This is a genomic window from Acidovorax radicis N35, from assembly GCF_000204195.1.
In the GTDB taxonomy this organism is placed as follows: Bacteria; Pseudomonadota; Gammaproteobacteria; order Burkholderiales; family Burkholderiaceae_C; genus Acidovorax; species Acidovorax radicis.
In genome coordinates this window covers 95,678-112,703 of record NZ_AFBG01000020.1, presented here as the reverse complement: position 1 = coordinate 112,703, position 17,026 = coordinate 95,678, and the positions used below count along the sequence as shown (strand labels likewise).

The following is a 17,026-nucleotide window of genomic DNA, read 5'->3' as shown; positions in this document are numbered from 1 at the left end:
CTCACTTGGACTGCGTGCGGGTGTATTCGTTCTGGCCGTACTGCTGACGCGCCTTGAGCTGCGCTTCCCAACCGGCTTTGTCCCCGGCCTTCCAGCCGGGCTGCATGAAATTGCTGCCCGTGCCCGCATAGGGAGCAGCGTCACCGCGGATGCCCGCACCGGTCTGCGGCTTTTCGCCACAGGCGGTCAGCGCCACCAGAGCCACAGCGGCGGCCAGGGCCGAATGAACAAGACGCTTTGTCATGACTTGCCTCCTGCAGGCTGGCCTGCCTGCTGCGAACCATAGGCCGTCCCCCAGCCCCACACCTCGGCGCCCTTGCCACGCTGCACCACACGGTTGCGGAAGATATCTGCCACCACATCGCCATCACCGGCCAGCAGCGCCTTGGTGGAGCACATCTCTGCGCAGGCGGGCAGCTTGCCCTCGGCCAAACGGTTGCGGCCGTATTTGTCAAACTCAGCCTGGCTGCCATGGGCTTCAGGGCCACCCGCGCAGAAGGTGCATTTGTCCATCTTGCCGCGTACACCGAAGGTGCCTTGCGATGGAAACTGCGGAGCGCCGAACGGGCAGGCGTAGCTGCAGTAACCGCAACCAATACACACATCCTTGTCGTGCAGCACCACGCCCTCTTCGGTGCGGTAGAAGCAGTTGACGGGGCACACGGCCATGCAGGGCGCATCGCTGCAGTGCATGCAGGCCACCGAGATGGATTTTTCGCCGGGCACACCGTCGTTGAGCGTGACCACGCGGCGGCGGTTCACGCCCCACGGCACCTCGTGCTCGTTCTTGCAGGCGGTCACGCAGCCGTTGCATTCGATGCAGCGCTCTGCGTCGCAGATGAATTTCATTCGTGCCATGGGGATGTCTCCTTGCGCCGCGCGATCAAGCACGTTCCACGTTGCAGATCGTGGTCTTGGTTTCTTGCATCATGGTCACGCTGTCGTAGCCATACGTCGTTGCGGTGTTCACCGCCTCGCCACGCACCACAGGCGCTGCGCCCTTGGGGTAGTAAGCCAGCATGTCCGCGCCCTGCCAACGGCCCGAGAAGTGGAACGGCATCCACACCGTATCGGGTGCCACGCGCTCGGTCACCAGCGCCTGCACATTGATGCGGGCACCGGTGGGCGAACTCAGCCACACGCGTTCGCCGTTGCGAATACCCCGATCGGCAGCCGTCTTGGGATTGATCTCGACAAACGATTCCTGCTGCAGTTCGGCCAGCCAGGGGTTGGAGCGGGTTTCCTCGCCACCGCCTTCGTACTCGACCAGACGGCCCGAGCTGAGGATCAGCGGGAATTTTTCGTACGCCTTGTCGGCCACGTTCTTGTCCTGCACGCTCTTGTAGAGCGTGGGCAGGCGCCAGAAGGCCTTCTTGTCGTCGTGTGTGGGGTACTTGGCGACCAGGTCGGGCCGGGTGCCATACAGCGGCTCGCGATGCTGGGGAATGGCATCGGGGAAGTTCCACACCACGGCCCGCGCCTTGGCATTGCCAAAGGGGTGACAGCCATGCTTCATGGCCACGCGGATGATCGCGCCCGTGGGATCGGTTTTCCAGTTCTTGCCTTCGGCCTTGGCCTTCTCCGCATCGCTGAGGTCATCCCACCAGCCGAGCTTCTTGAGCAACACATGGTCGAACTCGGGGTAACCGGTGGTGATTTCAGCGCCGAGCGAGTGCGATCCGTCTTCTGCCAGCAGATTTTGGCCATCCTTCTCCACGCCGAAGTTGGCGCGGAAGTTGCCACCGCCGTCCATCACGTGCTTGGAGGTGTCATACAGGTTGGCCGAGCCGGGGTGCTTGAGCTCAGGCGTGCCGTAGCAGGGCCAGGGCAAGCCGAAATAGTCGCCGGTGAAGTCGTAGCCCGTGTCCTTGTCCTTGCCGCCCTTGGCCTTCAAGGTCTTCACGTCGAACAGGTGCATGTTCTTCATGTGGGCCTTCAGGCGCTCAGGGCTCTGGCCGGTGTAGCCGATGGTCCACACGCTCTTGTTGATCTCGCGCAGGATGTCCTCGGGCACGGGCTCGTCCATGCCCTTGACCTTCTGCATCTTGTAGTTCCTGGAGAGCTCGGCGGCAAAGCCCAGCTTTTCGGCGAACTGGTGCATGATCATGTGATCGGAGCGGCTCTCCCACAGCGGCTCGATCACCTTCTCGCGCCACTGCAGCGACCGGTTGGATGCCGTGCACGAACCACTGGTTTCAAACTGCGTGGCGGCTGGCAGCAGGTACACCGCACGGTTGGGATTCAGGTCTTCGGCCTTGCCGGGCATGGCCGCCATGGCGGCGGTGGCCGAAGGATATGGGTCCACCACCACCAGCAGATCAAGCTTGTCCATGGCCCGTTTCATCTCCAGGCCGCGCGTCTGCGAATTGGGCGCGTGCCCCCAGAAGAACACGCCACGCAGGTTGGAGTCCTGGTCGATGAGTTCGTTGCTCTCCATCACGCCGTCGATCCAGCGCGACACGGTGATGCCGCTCTTGGTCATCATCGCGGGCGATGCGTATTGTTTTTTGATCCACTCGAAGTCCACACCCCACACCGCCGCGAAGTGCTTCCATGAGCCCTCGGCCAGGCCGTAGTAGCCGGGCAGCGAGTCTGGATTGGGGCCCACGTCGGTGGCGCCCTGCACGTTGTCGTGCCCACGGAAGATGTTGGTGCCGCCCCCCGTCTTGCCCACATTGCCCAGGGCCAGCTGCAAGATGCACGAGGCACGCACCATGGCATTGCCAATGGTGTGCTGCGTCTGGCCCATGCACCACACGATGGTGCCGGGGTTGTTGTCGTGCAGCATCTTGGCGACCTTGAACATCTGGTCTTCCTTGACGCCACAGGCTTCTTCCACCTTGTCGGGCGACCACTTGGCCAGCACATCCTCGCGCACCTTGTCCATGCCATAGACGCGGTCGTTGATGTACTTCTTGTCTTCCCAGCCGTTCTTGAAGATGTGATACAGCACGCCGAACAGGAAAGGAATGTCGGTGCCCGAACGAATGCGCACATACTCGTCGGCCTTGGCGGCCGTGCGGGTGAAGCGCGGGTCCACCACGATCATCTTGCAGCCGGTTTCCTTGGCATGCAGCATGTGCAACATGCTCACGGGGTGGGCCTCGGCCGCGTTGGAGCCAATGTACAAAGCGACCTTGCTGTTCTGCATGTCGTTGTACGAATTGGTCATGGCGCCGTAGCCCCATGTGTTGGCCACACCCGCCACCGTGGTCGAGTGGCAGATGCGCGCCTGGTGGTCGCAGTTGTTAGTGCCCCAGAAGCTCACGAACTTGCGCAGCAGATAAGCCTGCTCATTGTTGTGCTTGGACGAGCCCACAAAGTACACGCTGTCCGGACCACTGGCCTTGCGCAGTTCCTGCATCTTGGCGGTGATCTCGTTCAGCGCCGTGTCCCAGCTGATGCGCTCGTACTTTCCGTTGACGAGCTTCATGGGATAGCGCAGGCGGTACTCGCCGTGGCCGTGTTCACGCAGCGCCGCGCCCTTGGCGCAGTGTGCACCCAGGTTGATGGGCGAATCGAACACAGGCTCTTGCCGCACCCACACGCCGTTCTCGACCACTGCGTCCACCGCGCAGCCCACCGAGCAGTGGGTGCAGATGGTGCGGCGCACTTCGATCTTGCTGTCGCCGATGCCAACCTTGGCGCCTTCGGCAGCATTGGATTTCTTGACCAGTGTCAGCTGCGATGCGGCAATACCCACGCCCACACCCAGACCGGAACGGCGCAGGAACGAGCGCCGGTCCATGGTGGGCAAGGCCTGCGAAAGGCCACGGCGCAGGCTATGAACAAAGGGAGAGGCAGACGACGATGCGACCTGCGCAGCGTGTGAGGACTTCTTGGTGAGCAACATGGAGCGCCCCGCTGTCAGAGTTGGGTGGTTTTGTAGTACTGCTTCACGTGGGCAGACAGGTGATAACCACCGCCCTTTTCAGGTGCCACACGAGCAGGCTCTGACACCGTGGCATCGGAGGGAATCACCTGGGGAAGCGCCACAACGGCTGCTGCTGCAGCCCCTACAGTGGCGGCGCCGGAAAAGAAACTCCGGCGTGAGGAATTGGGCTGGCGGTTCTGCATGCTTGTCTCCAGAATGGCTGGCAGCTATGAAACGGAATTCATACAGTCTATGTCAGTGTGTAAAACCCTGCAATCGAGCTTTACACCTCCCACTAACGCACTCATCTTTTATAGCAACGCAGGCAGGTTTTTCCGGCCTCCCGGAGGCTAGTCGAGCATGTCAAAGCCCTGGGTTTCTACCGATACAAAGGCCCGCGTGAACTGGGCCAGCGCGGCATAAAACTGCGCCTGCGGATGGGCCGCGAGGGCATCACACAGCAGCAGCACCCAGGGCTGCAGATGCGTTGCAAAAAAGTCGCGCTGCGCCGTCAGGTTGCAGACAGCGACGTCATCCCCGGCGATCAGGTAACGCATCACTTCGCACAAGTAGGCGATGTGGTCCTCGGTTTCGGACATCGACTCGTCGCGTGCCAATCCCAGCCGATCCAGGTCGGTGCGAAGACGGGCCAATGGCTTCTCATTGAGGAAGCCGCTCAGGTAATGCGAGCCGTACAAAAACACCTCGGGCTTGCCCACCCCGCCAAAGAGGCGGTCGAACTCTTGCGCCATCGCGCTGTCGCTCAGTTCGCGGGCCGCACCCACCAGCACTTGCCAGGGCTCCTGCAAAAAGGCGCCATCGGCGGGCGCCTCGGTCACGGCCACACGCAGAGCCGACAACAGCTCGGTGCTGGGCGCGGCGTAATACAGCTGCGACAGCAGGCCATACAGTTCGGCCCGAGCGGTTTCCTCGTCCAGCGCGGAGCTGCCGCCAGCGGATGTCAAAGAAGCAGGTTGGGCGCTCACAGGTCCGTCACTTTCGTTTCGCTTTGGGAGGAATACAGGTCGATCACGCGGCAGTCGCTGCACAACTTGAGCCGTTCCAGCGCCTCGCCCTGGAACATGGCATGGCCCGACAGCTTGCCCAGCATGGCCTCGATGGCTTTGACGGTGCCAAAGGGCTTGCTGCAGCGCACGCAGGCCCAGGGCTTGGCCTCGTTGAGCACACGCAATTGAGTGCGCTCCGGCGCCAACAGCAAACGGGGTTGCAGGGTGATCGCGTCTTCCGGACAGGTGACGGCACACAGGCCACACTGCACGCAATTCTTCTCGATGAAGCGCAGCTGCGGCAGTTGCGGGTTGTCCTGCAGCGCGCTGGCGGGGCAAGCGCTCACGCAGCTCAGGCAGAGGGTGCAGCGGTCCTTGTTGACCTCAATGGTGCCCAGTGGCGATCCCACGGCTGGCAAGGCAATGGCCTCGGGCCGCTCGGCCACGGGCATCGGGGCCTGTTCGATCAGGTGGTCGAGCGCCATCTCCAGCGTGCTGCGCTTTTCTTGCGCCACCGCAAAACGTGCGGCCACGGCGGGAGTCTTCTGGCGCGTCTGGCCCAGGGCCTGCAATCCAGCATCCAGCTCGGTGGGGTGGGTGGCGCGCAGCAGTTGCACATGCGTGCCGGTGTAGCCCAGGCCGCGCAAGAGGCTCTGGGCCACATCCATCTGCGCCTGCAGGCCATCGAGGTACTGCGGTGCTTCTTCCTGTGTCGTCAGCACCACCACCTGCGAGGCGCCGTAAGCGATGGCGCTGAGCCACAGGTCCACCCCGGTGCTGGCCGTGTGCCACAGCGCCACCGGGATCACGTGGGCTGGCACGCCGTGCGCCAGCTTCAGTTGCGCAGCCCGGCCCAGTTCTTCCACCAGTGCCTGGCCGCGCTCCTGGCTGTGCAACAGCAGCACGGCGTCCTTGCCGCCTGCGGCCGCGTAAGTGGACAACAAGGTCTTGAGCTTGGTGCCCTGCTCTGTCGCACTGGGGTAGGCATAGGTCAGCGCGCCCGTGGGGCACACGGTGGTGCAGGCGCCGCAGCCCACGCACAGGTTAGGGTTCACCTTGATTTGCTGGCGGCTCTTGTCGCTGGCAATGGCCTCGGCCGAACAGATGTCCACGCAGGCGTTGCAGCCCACGGTTTCGTTGCGGCTGTGGGCGCAGAGTTTTTGTTTGTAGACAAAAAACTTGGGTTTCTCGAACTCGCCCACCAGCTCGCGCAACTTGAGCAGCGTGCCCAGGTCCCGCCCATCCCAGCGCAGGTAGCCCTGCGGCAGCGCGTGCTGCAAGAAAGTAGGCGTAGCAGTCGGGGAGCGCAGGTCCAGCACCAGGTCGAAGCGCTCGGTCTGTGCGATGGCGTCGCGGGTGAAGTCGATGGCACCGGCCACCTGGCAGACCTTCACGCAGGCGCGGTGCGACTGACAGGCAGCCATGTCGATCTGGTAATCAAGGCCAATGGCGTTCTCAGGGCAGACGGCCACGCAGGCGTTGCAGCGCGTGCACAGGTCCAGATCAATCGGGTTGTCGGCCTTCCACTGCAGCTCGAACGCGCCCAGCCAGCCCGTGAGGCCCGTGATGCGCCCTCCCAGCACCGGGAACCGCCGCGCCTGCGCGCCACCGGCATTGCCAGGGCCTTGGGTGAACAGGGTCACATCCAGCACGTCCGACACCAGGGCGGCCGCCTGCTCGGCCTGGTCTAGCGGTCCGATGATGAGCAAGCGGCCCGTGCTCTTGTAGGTGACCGTGGGTACGGGCGGAGGGTCGGGCAGCCGGGCGGCCGCCAGCAGCGCGGCGATCTTGGGGCTGGCCTGGGCGGCATCGCGGCTCCAGCCCCCGGTTTCGCGGATGTTCACAAACCGGATGGGAGATACCGCGCCTTCGGTCTGCTGGCCCAGGTCGCCAAACAGGCGTTGCTCTTGTGTGCAGGCCACCACCACATCGTCACCCGACTGGATGGCCTTCTGGAAGGCGCCCGCCTCGCGCCGACACAGGGTGGAGTGGAGGGTCAGTTCTTCATGCAGCGCCGCGCCCAACGCCTTGGCGTTGAGGGGCATCGTCTGGTTGCAGTCGCAGATGAGCGTCGTGGTCATGTTCAGAGTGGCTGGCTGGGATGGCCACCGCGACCTCATCGGGCGGGATGGCCACCTCACGCTCGCTGGAGGGGTCGCTAGGAATAGCGTTGCATACCCCGGACTGTGCCACGTCTGCGGGGGCTTGCCCCTCCGCATCATCCCGAGGCTGAGCACGGGCAGGGGCTATTGCGTCGGACCCCACGTCGGCACCTGTTTCCACAGCAGTGCCATCGACCGGCACATCGGGCAATGCTTCGGCCTCGGCCTTCTTTTCATGGTCAAAAAAGCCCATTGCGTGGGCGCTGGCCATCTTGCGCAGCATGCCCTCGGGCAGCGGGTCAGGCTGGGTGTAGTCGCCGATGTAGATATCCAGCCCATCCATCACATTGAAGTGCGGGTCGGCAAAGAGCTTTTTCATGGCCAGGTTGCGCACCTCGGGCGACACATCGCGGGCCACAAAGGCCTTGAAATCAGATGCGGGCGTGAGCGCCTGGGCATCGGCCAGCGTGGGGGATGGCGGGGCCTCGGCGACGGGCGCGGCGCCTTCTGCCGCCGTGTCGGATGCACCGGACACCACGGCGGACGTAGGGGCCAGTGACGACGAAGCAACAGGTGGGGGCAACGGTGGCGCCGGTGGTGGCGGCTCTTCCACCGGCTTGCCTTCGCGCACCTCCTGCTTGCGGCGCGACCAGCGGCCCAGGAACCCGTCAGCCATGGCTCCCTCCCCCGGCATTGCCACCGCCGCCCCCCCCACCACCACGCTGCTTTTCGGTGGAGACGGATGCGGGGTTGCCAAACCGGTCCTGCAGCGTGCGGAAACTGTCGGGGCGCTTGCGGCGCTTGGGCTCGGGCTGGTAGTGCTCGGCCACAAAGGCACGCAGGGTCTCCACCACCTCAGGCGCCGCAGGCACCTGTTCCACGGTTTCCTGCGCGTCCAGCCAGCGGCCAGCGTCGTGGTAGCTCAGGCTCACGGCCACAGGGCGTGCCAGCGGGATCTCGCCCGTGCCGGGGTCTTCGTCGCGGCGCCACAGCACAAACCAGCAGGGGGCGGGCGAGGTGAGATTGAGGTGGTAGCCCTCGGCGTCATCACGGTACAGCTCTGCCCGGAACCCCGGGAACAGCCAGCGCTGCTCGCGCTCGTCCTGGATGATCTGGCGCGGCTCGGTGCCAAAGGCGGGCTCGTTGATCACCACCTCGGCCAGCGACCATCGCCAGGGCTGCCAGCGGTTGTCGATGTGCTCGCATCGCATGATCACGGCAACGTCGGTGTAGGGGCGCTCAGTCATGGGCGCAGACTGTACCCCTGTGCAGCACCCGCAGACAGCAATCCCCCCAAAGCCCCGCAGACAGCGTGCAGATCACGTGGCGTCAGGGGGCTTCGCTGACCGTGCCCTGCAACACCTCCACCGCCACCGCGCAGTACTTGAACTCGGGGATCTTGCCGAACGGGTCCAGCGCCGCGTTGGTCAGCAGGTTGGCCGCCGCCTCCACATAGGCAAACGGCATGAACACCGTGCCGGGCGGCGTGCCGTCGTCGCGGCGCACGCGCACCTGCACCATGCCGCGCCGCGAGCGGATGCCCACCAGCGCGCCAGGCGCCACGCCCAGCCGCGCCAGTTCGTCGCCATGCAACGACGCGGTGGCCATGGGCTCGATGGCGTCCAGCACGGTGCTGCGCCGCGTCATGCTGCCCGTGTGCCAGTGCTCCAGCTGGCGGCCGGTGATGAGCACCAGGGGGTAGTCGGCATCGGGCTTTTCGGCCGCCGGGATCACGCTGGCGGGCACCAACTGCAGGCGGCCCGTGGGCGTGGGGAATTTCTCGGTGAAGACGATGGGCTGGCCCGGGTCGTCGTGCGTGAGGCAGGGGTAGGTCACGCTGGAGTCGCGCGCAAGGCGCTCCCAGGTGATGCCCTCGATGCTGGCGTGCATGGCCTGGCGCATTTCGTCGTAGACAGCGGCCACGCCGGACTCTTCGCCTTCGTAGTTCCAGCCAAGCCCCATGCGCGCGGCGATCTGCTGGATGATCCACAGGTCGGGCTGCGCGTCGCCCGGCGGGTTCAGGGCGCGGCGGCCCATCTGCACCATGCGGTCGGTGTTGCTGGCGGTGCCGGTCTTTTCGGGCCAGGCGCTGGCGGGCAGCACCACGTCGGCCAGCCAGGCGGTCTCGGTCAGAAAGATGTCCTGCACCACCAGGTGCGACAGGCTGGCCAGCGCGTGGCGCGCGTGGTTCAGGTCGGGGTCGCTCATGGCGGGGTTCTCGCCCATGATGTACATGCCGCGCACCTTGTGCGGGTCGCTGTCGTCGGCCAGGGCCTTGTGCATGATCTCGACCACGGTGTAGCCCGGTGACTCATCGAGCCGGGTGCCCCAGAAGTCCTCGAACCAGGCATGCGCGCCCGCGTTGTCCACGCGCTGGTAGTTGGGGAACATCATGGGGATCAGCCCCGCGTCGCTCGCGCCCTGCACGTTGTTCTGGCCGCGCAGCGGGTGCAGGCCGGAGCCGGGCTTGCCGATCTGGCCGGTGACGGCGCACAGCGCGATCAGGCAGCGCGCGTTGTCGGTGCCATGCACGTGCTGGCTCACACCCATGCCCCACAAGATCATCGAGGCTTTGCTTTTTGCGAACGCCCGCGCCACCTCGCGCAGCGTCTCGGCCGGGATGCCGCACACCGGGGCCATGGCCTCGGGGCTGCAGCCCATCACGTTGGCCTTCAAGGCCTCGAAGTTGTTGGCGCGGTCGCGGATGAAGGCTTCATCCACCAGGCCTTCGTCGATGACCGCGTGGATCAGTGCGTTGAGCATGGCCACGTCGGTGTCGGCCTTGAACTGCAGGGTGCGCCAGGCATGGCGGCCGATATCCGTGATGCGCGGGTCGGCCAGCACGATCTTCGCGCCGCGCTGTGCGGCGTTTTTCATCCATGTGGCGGCCACGGGGTGGTTGGCCGTGGGGTTGGAGCCGATCACGAAGATCAGCTCGGCATGTTCCACGTCGTGCACCGGGTTGCTCACCGCGCCGGAGCCCACGCCTTCGAGCAGCGCGGCAACGCTGGACGCGTGGCACAGCCGCGTGCAGTGGTCCACGTTGTTGCTGCCAAAGCCGGTGCGCACCAGCTTCTGGAACAGGTAGGCCTCTTCGTTGCTGCCCTTGGCCGAGCCGAAGCCCGCCAGCGCCTTGGGGCCGTGCGTGTCGCGCAGCGACCTGAGCGTGCCCGCGGCCAGGCCCAGCGCCTCGTCCCAGGTCGCTTCGCGGAAGGTATCGCGCCAGTCGGCGCCGTAGGGCCGCACCTCCTTGGGCACGCCGGTCTTGCGGATCAGCGGCACCGTCAGGCGGTCGGGGTGGTGGGCGTAGTCGAAACCGAAGCGCCCTTTCACGCACAGGCGGCCGTGGTTGGCCGGGCCGTCGCGGCCCTCGACGCTGATGATTTTTTCATCGCGCACGTTGTAGGTGATGAGGCAGCCCACGCCGCAGAACGGGCAGACCGAATCGACCTTGCGGTCCACCGCCTGCGGGCCGATGTGGGTCTTGGGGCTGAGCGCGCCCGTGGGGCAGGCCTGCACGCATTCGCCGCAGGCCACGCAGGAGCTCTCGGCCATGGGGTCGTCGAGGTCGAACACAATCTTGCTCTGCGCGCCGCGCAGCGCGTAGCCGATCACGTCGTTGACCTGTTCCTCGCGGCAGGCGCGGACGCAGCGGTTGCACTGGATGCAGGCGTCCAGGTTCACCGCCATGGCGGGGTGGCTCAGGTCGGGCGCGGGCTGCTCGCGGCGCAGGGCGTGGAGGGCCGGGCGCACCGAGACGCCCAGCCGGTCGGCCCAGGCGCTCAGCTCGCCGTGTTGCCCCACGGCGGCATCATTTTTTGAATCAAAATGGCCCCTACCGATTGATGGACGTGCGCTAGCAGCTATCAAATCAGGAGTGCACGTCTTTTCGTCGTTCCACCGGTATCCGACATCGGGCATGTCGGACAGCAGCATCTCCACCACCATCTGCTGGCTCTTGCGGGCGCGCGGGCTGGTGGCCTCCACCTTCATGCCGGGCGTGGGCGCGCGGCAGCAGCTGGGGGCCAAGGTGCGCTCGCCCGCGATTTCGACCACGCAGGCGCGGCAGTTGCCGTCGGGGCGCAGGCCGTCGGTGTAGCACAGGTGCGGGATCTCCATGCCATGGCGCTTCGCGGCTTTGAGGATGGTTTCGCCAGCGTGGGCGGTGACGGGCTGGCCGTCCAGCTCGAAGGCCACGCCGGGCTGCACTGCAGTGGATGTCAATACGGCGCTCATGGCTGCAGCCCTCCGGGCAGTTGCTCGGCGAGCGGGCTGTTGCGCGGCCGGGGCAAGTCCCCCGGCCAGGGCGCCTCGCCGACCTCGTGCGCAAAGTATTTGTGGATACAGCGGATGGGGTTGGGCGCGGCCTGGCCCAGCCCGCAGATGGACGCATCGCCCATCACCTGGGCCAGGTCGTCCAGCAGTTCTTCGTCCCACTGCGGGGCGCGCATCAACGCCGCGGCCTTGGCCGTACCCACCCGGCAGGGCGTGCACTGACCGCAGCTTTCGTGTTCGAAGAACCGCATCACGTTCAGCGCCGCATCGCGCGCCCGGTCGTGCTGGCTGAGCACGATGACCGCGGCCGAGCCGATGAAGCAGCCATAGGGCTGCAGCGTGTCGAAGTCGAGCGGTATGTCGTTCAGGCTGGCAGGCAGGATGCCGCCCGACGCGCCGCCGGGCAGGTAGGCGTAGAGCTGGTGGCCGTCGGCCATGCCGCCGCAGTATTCGTCGATGAGCTCCTGCACCGTGATGCCCGCGGGCGCGAGCTTGACGCCGGGGTGCCTTACCCGCCCGCTGACGCTGAAACTGCGCAGCCCCTTGCGCCCGTGCCGGCCGAAGCTGGCAAACCACTCGGGCCCGCGCTCCACGATGTCGCGCACCCAGTACAGCGTCTCGAAGTTGTGCTCCAGCGTGGGCCGGCCGAACAGGCCCACCTGCGCGATGTAGGGCGGGCGCATGCGGGGCTCGCCGCGTTTGCCTTCGATGCTCTCGATCATGGCGGACTCTTCGCCGCAGATGTACGCGCCCGCACCGCGCCGCAGCTCGATGTGGGGCAGCGGGCACGGCGGCTGGGCGTGCAGGTCATCGAGCGCCGCTTGCAGCAGCGCGCGGCAGCCGTGGTACTCGTCGCGCAGGTAGATGTAGACCGCCTCGGTGCCCACCACCTGGGCGGCGATGAGCACGCCTTCCAGAAAGCGGTGCGGGTCGCGTTCGAGGTAGGTGCGGTCCTTGAAGGTGCCGGGCTCGCCCTCGTCGATGTTCACCGCCATCAGGCGCGGGGCGGGTTGATCCCGAACAATCCTCCATTTGCGCCCGGCCGGAAATCCTGCGCCGCCCAGGCCGCGCAGGCCCGAGTTTTCCATGGCTACGAGCACAGCTTCAGCATCCATCTCGCCATTGACCAGCGCGGCCGCCGTCTGATAACCACCATGGGCGCGATAGACGGCGAGGTCGGTGTGGGCGGGGCTGGCCCCGTCCGGCTGCGCAGGCACACTGTTCTCGGCCAGCGCTGCAATATCAAAATTAATAGCTACTTGCGCTTGTGGATGAAGCGCCAGAGCCCGATTTGGCTTTGAATTGAGCGTTTCTAGCACGGCGTCCACCGTGGCGTGTGGCACCGGGCACTGGTGCACCACGGCCACGGGCGCCTGCTCGCAACGGCCCACGCAGGGTACGGCCACCACCTGCACATCGGCCTGCCCTGCAGCGCGCAGGCGTTCGGTCAGCGCGGCCAACAGTTCGCTGGCACCGGCCAAGCTACAGCTCAGGCTCTCGCACACGCGCAGCACCAGGCGCGGGGCTTGGGCTTCGTCGCCGCGCACGATCTCAAAGTGGTGGTAGAAGCTGGCCACCTCGTACACCTCGGCCATGGGGAGATTCATCTGCTTGGCCAGCGCCACCAAGTGCCGGTCGTGCAGCACGCCAAAGTGGTCGTTCAGGCGGTGCAGAAATTCAATCAGCAGGTCGCGCCGAAAGCCTTCGGCCGGGCGCAGACCCAGCAGTTGCGCCACTTCGGCCATCGCAGCGTCTTCGGGCTGGCGGCCCTTGAGGCGGCTTTTTCGGCGGATGCGATCGCGCATGTCGTTGACGGACACGGCGGCCACGACGGCTGCGGTGGGGGCTTCGGGGGCAAGGTGCATGGAGCGAAATCGTGGAATGTCTTGTTGTGGTTATGAAGCCGCCTGCATAAGGCCGCCTGGCGAGCGCAGTGTCGGCGAGCCCCCTTGGCGCGTCAAATTGCCGATGCACATGGGTCGATCACAAAAACAAATGGGCTGCACACCGTGGTTTTGCGCGGCATCAGCGGCAAGGGTCAGCCTGTCAGCGACCCACCCTGCCCGTCGGCAGACTCACTAGCAACCGGCTCGCCAGCATGGCCGCCAGGTCTTGCGTCGAGGGCATGGACACGGGCGCAGCCGACAAGGCGCCGTCAATCGCAAGGCTGGCCAGGCCGTGGGCAAGGCTCCATCCCGCCAGCGCCAGTTCGTCCGCCCCCTCGGCCACATGGGCATGGGCGGCCTGCCGCAGTACCTGAAAAGACCCGTCCGCCGCCGCCTGAAACGCCGGGTGGTCGGCCTTGCGCTGCAGCAGCGGGCTGAACATGAGCCGGAACGCGGCGGGGCGCGCGAGCGCAAAGGCCACGTACGCGGTGCAATGCCCCACCAGCGTGGCGGCAGTGTCTGTGCCATGGTGCGCTGCCTCCATGTCGGCCGCCAGGTCTTGAAAACCCCGCGTGGCCACTGCGGCGAGCAAGGCATCCAGATTGGCGAAGTGGTGGTAAGGCGCCGCATGCGATACGCCCGCTGCCTTGGCCACCGAGCGCAGGCTGAGCGTGGCCCCGGACGCCAGCAAGCCCTCGGCGGCCGCCACCAGGGCGCTGCGCAGATCGCCGTGGTGGTAGGTGGCGCGGGGGAGTTCAGGATCGGTCATGGCGACAATCTTGACACAGTCAAGATACATCTCGACAATGCGTCAATCCTGACACCGTAAAGATCACCATGACCCGACGCCTGCTCCAAGCCACCACCGCTGTGATGGCGTTGATCCCGGTCGCCACTGGCGTGCTGACGATGATGGGCATCGACGACCCGATCTACCACACGAGCGGCCTGCCGCGTGATGCCCTGCTCGACGGCAACCTGCGCTTTTTTGGTGGCGTGTGGCTGGCCCTGGGCCTGGCGATGTGGTCGCTGCTGCCCCGCATCGAGCACGAAGGCCGGTTGTTTGCCGTGCTGTGGGGCGCGGTGTTTCTGGGCGGCGTGGGGCGGGCGCTGTCGATGGCCTTCGTCGGACTTCCGCCCGCGCCTTTCATCGGCTTCACGGTGCTGGAACTGGTAGGCGCCCCCGCCTTCATCGCCTGGCAGCGCCACGTGGCTGCGCAATCGGCCGTTCAATGACACCCAAAGGAAATCCTGTGCGAAAGCTCAACTACTGGTACTTGGCCGCAGCAACGCTGTGTTTGTTCATGATGGGGATGCAAATCTTCGTGGGCAGCCCGCAACTGAATGCACCGGTTCAAGAAAGCTCGTTGCCGCCGGGCATTCGGGCGGTTGCAGAGGTGGCCTGGCATTCGGTGACCACCGCCTATGGGCTCATGGTGGTGGCGCTCATTTACCTGTTCATCCAGCCGAACAATGGCGCGCTCGCCAAATACATCGTTGCGCAACTGGTGGCCTTGTCCGCGCTGTTTCTGATTTACAGCGTCACCCGCTTTGGCAACGTCACCAGCCTGTACCTATGGCCTTTTTTCCTGGTCATCGCGGCGACGGTGGGCATGGGTGTGCGCAGCGTGCCTTCATTCAACGAGCCCTGACTGTGGCGGTCCGCTGAACCGGCGGGTGAAACTACTTTGGCCTGCGGGGGCGCTTTGCCTATCGCCCTATCGCTGGGAAGCCGTCAGCAACCCGCTGTGTGCTGTGGCGTGCTGCAGCCAGTCCGTGTCCTGCGCCAGGGCCAGCGCCGCATCCAGCGCCCGCGTGGGCTGCACCTGGCGGTGCGACATGAAACCGATGGGCGTGGTAAGCACTGGCCCGACAAGCGGCAAGGCCTCCAGCCCATCGTGGCCGCGCACGGCATCCACCAACGCGCCGGGCAGCACGCTACACAGGTTGCCCGCCACCACGGAGAGGGCCAGGGTCAGCACCGAATCGGTCTCCATGGCCGGCAGCACCGTGGCGCCCGCACTGCGAAAAGCGCCGTCGACCAGGCTGCGGTTGTGCATCTCGGGCGTGAGCAGGCACAGCGGCTGGGCGGCCGCCTCGGCCCAACCGATGGGCTGGCCGATCTGCAGGCCGCGGCCTTGGAGGCTGTCGGCCCGGCGCAGCAGGAAGTAGTGCTCCACGTACTGCGGCCAAGCCCGCAGCTGGCCGCCGCGTGCCGGCATGCGCTCGGTGTAGCCCAGCGCAAGGTCGAGTGAAATGCTCTCCAGCCCCGCTTCGATGGCCTGCGAACTCATCGACAGCGCCACCGGCACGATACCCGGGTGCCGCGCCTGCAACTGCGCCGCAAACCGCGCCAGGATGGGCATGGCCGTGGGCACAGCGCCCAGGCGCAGCGTGCCGCGTGGGTGGGCGGCGTCGCTGGAGAGGTCCTGCTGCAGCACCTGGTGCTCATGCAGCATGCGCTGGGCCGAGGCCAGCACCCGCTCGCCCTCGGGCGTGAAGCCCTCAAAGCTGCGGCCCCGGCGCACCACCACCACGCCAAACTCCTTTTCCAGCGCGCGCAGCGCGTTGGAGAGCGCAGGCTGCGTGATGTGGCAGGCCTGCGCCGCCCGGCCAAAGTGCCGGTGCTCGTGCAGCGCCACCAGGTAGCGCAGGGACGCGAGCAGATTCATGGCGCAGTGCGGCAGGTCAGGAGGATCAGGTGTTCTTGCTGATCGAGATGGTGGGGAACTTGTTGGAGAAGTCCTTGGCCTGCTGGGCGATCTTCACCGCCACGTCGCGCGCCACCTTCTTGTAGATCTTGGCCACGTCCCCATCCGGGTCGGCCACCACGGTGGGCTTGCCGCTGTCGGCCTGCAGGCGGATGCTCATGTCCAGCGGCAGCGCGCCCAGGTAGTCCATGTTGTATTCGGCTGCCATCTTCTTGCCGCCATCGGCGCCAAAGATGTGTTCCACGTGGCCGCAGTTGCTGCACACGTGGGCTGCCATGTTCTCGACGATGCCCAGGATGGGCACACCCACCTTCTCGAACATCTTGATGCCCTTCTTGGCGTCCAGCAGGGCGATGTCCTGCGGCGTGGTCACGATCACCGCGCCGGTCATGGGCACACGCTGGGATAGGGTGAGCTGGATGTCGCCGGTGCCGGGCGGCATGTCGATGATGAGGTAGTCCAGATCCTTCCAGTTGGTCTGGCGCAGCAGCTGCTCCAGCGCCTGCGTGGCCATGGGGCCGCGCCAGATCATGGCTTCGTCCTGGTCCACCAGGAAGCCGATGGACATGACCTGCACGCCATAGTTCTCCAGCGGCTCCATGGTCTTGCCGTCGTCGCTCTCCGGGCGGCGGTTGATGCCCAGCATCATGGGCTGGCTCGGGCCGTAGATGTCGGCGTCCAGCACGCCCACGCTGGCGCCCTCGGCAGCCAGGGCCAGGGCCAGGTTGGCGGCGGTGGTGCTCTTGCCCACACCGCCCTTGCCCGAGGCCACGGCGATGATGTTCTTGACCTGGGGCAAGAGCTGCACGCCGCGCTGCACGGCGTGGGCGATGACCTTGGTGGTGATGTTGACCGACACGTTCTCGACCCCCGCCACGCCCTTGGCGGCGGCCACCAGGCTGCGGCGCAGCTCGGGCACCAGGCTCTTGGCGGGGTAGCCCAGTTCCACGTCAAAGGCCACATCGCCACCGGTGATCTGCAGGTTGCGCAGGGCGCGGGTGCTGACGAAATCCTTGGCCGTGTGGGGGTCCAGCACGCTGGAAAGTGCGGCCAAAAGGCCCTGTTCGGTGACTGACATGCAAATAGCTCCTGTGGGGCGGGTAGTCTATTCCGAAGGCGCAGGCCCCTTCAGCTGAAGGACAATGCGCTCGCTCTGTCCCTGGCTCTACAG

Annotated in this window: 15 protein-coding genes; 2 read left to right on the top strand and 13 right to left on the bottom strand. The window is 65.9% G+C overall.

Translation table 11 applies throughout. The features are described 5' to 3' along the window. Position 1: 1 nt before the first annotated feature. The 11 genes from ARADN35_RS0114315 to ARADN35_RS0114265 form a co-directional block, all read right to left on the bottom strand. The gene (locus tag ARADN35_RS0114315) at positions 2–244 is read right to left on the bottom strand and encodes a hypothetical protein (protein ID WP_010463289.1); all 243 of its coding nucleotides are present in this window, start codon (positions 242–244) and stop codon (positions 2–4) included. Then, positions 241–858 (bottom strand): formate dehydrogenase FDH3 subunit beta, encoded by a 618-nt coding sequence (gene fdh3B, locus ARADN35_RS0114310; protein WP_010463288.1) that lies wholly within the window; start codon positions 856–858, stop codon positions 241–243. The genes ARADN35_RS0114315 and fdh3B overlap by 4 nt, the downstream gene beginning before the upstream one ends. A gap of 25 nt (positions 859–883) precedes the next feature. Then, positions 884–3,853: a formate dehydrogenase subunit alpha gene (locus ARADN35_RS0114305; RefSeq protein WP_029414026.1), complete on the bottom strand. Its 2,970-nt coding sequence runs from the start codon at positions 3,851–3,853 to the stop codon at positions 884–886. A gap of 14 nt (positions 3,854–3,867) precedes the next feature. Then, positions 3,868–4,077 (bottom strand): formate dehydrogenase, encoded by a 210-nt coding sequence (locus ARADN35_RS0114300; RefSeq protein WP_010463284.1) that lies wholly within the window; start codon positions 4,075–4,077, stop codon positions 3,868–3,870. Between the two features lie 147 nt (positions 4,078–4,224). Beyond that, a complete protein-coding gene (locus tag ARADN35_RS0114295) occupies positions 4,225–4,860 on the bottom strand; it encodes a TorD/DmsD family molecular chaperone (protein ID WP_010463282.1) in 636 nt (211 codons plus the stop codon). After that, entirely contained in the window at positions 4,857–6,926 is a 2,070-nt protein-coding gene (locus ARADN35_RS0114290; protein WP_010463280.1) for a 4Fe-4S binding protein, read from the bottom strand. Before ARADN35_RS0114290 ends, ARADN35_RS0114295 begins: the two co-directional genes overlap by 4 nt. After that, a complete protein-coding gene (locus ARADN35_RS0114285; RefSeq protein WP_010463278.1) occupies positions 6,886–7,659 on the bottom strand; it encodes a DUF3306 domain-containing protein in 774 nt (257 codons plus the stop codon). Before ARADN35_RS0114285 ends, ARADN35_RS0114290 begins: the two co-directional genes overlap by 41 nt. Beyond that, complete coding sequence (locus ARADN35_RS0114280; protein WP_010463275.1) at positions 7,652–8,230, bottom strand: DUF3305 domain-containing protein; 579 nt, start codon at positions 8,228–8,230, stop codon at positions 7,652–7,654. The genes ARADN35_RS0114285 and ARADN35_RS0114280 overlap by 8 nt, the downstream gene beginning before the upstream one ends. An 82-nt stretch (positions 8,231–8,312) precedes the next feature. Continuing rightward, complete coding sequence (gene fdhF / locus ARADN35_RS0114275; RefSeq protein WP_010463274.1) at positions 8,313–11,219, bottom strand: formate dehydrogenase subunit alpha; 2,907 nt, start codon at positions 11,217–11,219, stop codon at positions 8,313–8,315. Beyond that, positions 11,216–13,123, bottom strand: coding sequence for an NAD(P)H-dependent oxidoreductase subunit E (locus ARADN35_RS0114270; protein WP_010463272.1), 1,908 nt, complete (start codon positions 13,121–13,123; stop codon positions 11,216–11,218). The genes fdhF and ARADN35_RS0114270 overlap by 4 nt, the downstream gene beginning before the upstream one ends. Positions 13,124–13,304: 181 nt before the next feature. Then, positions 13,305–13,913: a TetR/AcrR family transcriptional regulator gene (locus ARADN35_RS0114265; RefSeq protein WP_035197911.1), complete on the bottom strand. Its 609-nt coding sequence runs from the start codon at positions 13,911–13,913 to the stop codon at positions 13,305–13,307. A 68-nt stretch (positions 13,914–13,981) separates the two neighbouring features. Between ARADN35_RS0114265 and ARADN35_RS0114260 the strand changes: the two genes are divergently transcribed. After that, on the top strand, positions 13,982–14,380 hold the full coding sequence (locus tag ARADN35_RS0114260) for a DUF4345 domain-containing protein (protein ID WP_010463267.1): 399 nt from the start codon (positions 13,982–13,984) through the stop codon (positions 14,378–14,380). Between the two features lie 17 nt (positions 14,381–14,397). Then, a complete protein-coding gene (locus ARADN35_RS0114255; protein WP_010463265.1) occupies positions 14,398–14,796 on the top strand; it encodes a hypothetical protein in 399 nt (132 codons plus the stop codon). Between the two features lie 66 nt (positions 14,797–14,862). Here the strand turns inward: ARADN35_RS0114255 and ARADN35_RS0114250 are convergent, their stop codons facing one another. Then, the gene (locus tag ARADN35_RS0114250) at positions 14,863–15,816 is read right to left on the bottom strand and encodes a LysR substrate-binding domain-containing protein (RefSeq protein ID WP_010463263.1); all 954 of its coding nucleotides are present in this window, start codon (positions 15,814–15,816) and stop codon (positions 14,863–14,865) included. A gap of 25 nt (positions 15,817–15,841) precedes the next feature. After that, positions 15,842–16,933 (bottom strand): iron-sulfur cluster carrier protein ApbC, encoded by a 1,092-nt coding sequence (gene apbC / locus ARADN35_RS0114245; RefSeq protein ID WP_010463262.1) that lies wholly within the window; start codon positions 16,931–16,933, stop codon positions 15,842–15,844. Positions 16,934–17,026: the final 93 nt, after the last annotated feature.

Coding starts and splice junctions, on each gene's coding strand:
- ARADN35_RS0114315 (WP_010463289.1), bottom strand. CDS start 244: ATGACAAAGCGTCTTGTTCATTCGGCCCTGGCCGCCGCTGTGGCTCTG.
- fdh3B (WP_010463288.1), bottom strand. CDS start 858: ATGGCACGAATGAAATTCATCTGCGACGCAGAGCGCTGCATCGAATGC.
- ARADN35_RS0114305 (WP_029414026.1), bottom strand. CDS start 3,853: ATGTTGCTCACCAAGAAGTCCTCACACGCTGCGCAGGTCGCATCGTCG.
- ARADN35_RS0114300 (WP_010463284.1), bottom strand. CDS start 4,077: ATGCAGAACCGCCAGCCCAATTCCTCACGCCGGAGTTTCTTTTCCGGC.
- ARADN35_RS0114290 (WP_010463280.1), bottom strand. CDS start 6,926: ATGCCCCTCAACGCCAAGGCGTTGGGCGCGGCGCTGCATGAAGAACTG.
- ARADN35_RS0114285 (WP_010463278.1), bottom strand. CDS start 7,659: ATGGCTGACGGGTTCCTGGGCCGCTGGTCGCGCCGCAAGCAGGAGGTG.
- ARADN35_RS0114280 (WP_010463275.1), bottom strand. CDS start 8,230: ATGACTGAGCGCCCCTACACCGACGTTGCCGTGATCATGCGATGCGAG.
- fdhF (WP_010463274.1), bottom strand. CDS start 11,219: ATGAGCGCCGTATTGACATCCACTGCAGTGCAGCCCGGCGTGGCCTTC.
- ARADN35_RS0114270 (WP_010463272.1), bottom strand. CDS start 13,123: ATGCACCTTGCCCCCGAAGCCCCCACCGCAGCCGTCGTGGCCGCCGTG.
- ARADN35_RS0114265 (WP_035197911.1), bottom strand. CDS start 13,913: ATGACCGATCCTGAACTCCCCCGCGCCACCTACCACCACGGCGATCTG.
- ARADN35_RS0114260 (WP_010463267.1), top strand. CDS start 13,982: ATGACCCGACGCCTGCTCCAAGCCACCACCGCTGTGATGGCGTTGATC.
- ARADN35_RS0114250 (WP_010463263.1), bottom strand. CDS start 15,816: ATGAATCTGCTCGCGTCCCTGCGCTACCTGGTGGCGCTGCACGAGCAC.
- apbC (WP_010463262.1), bottom strand. CDS start 16,933: ATGTCAGTCACCGAACAGGGCCTTTTGGCCGCACTTTCCAGCGTGCTG.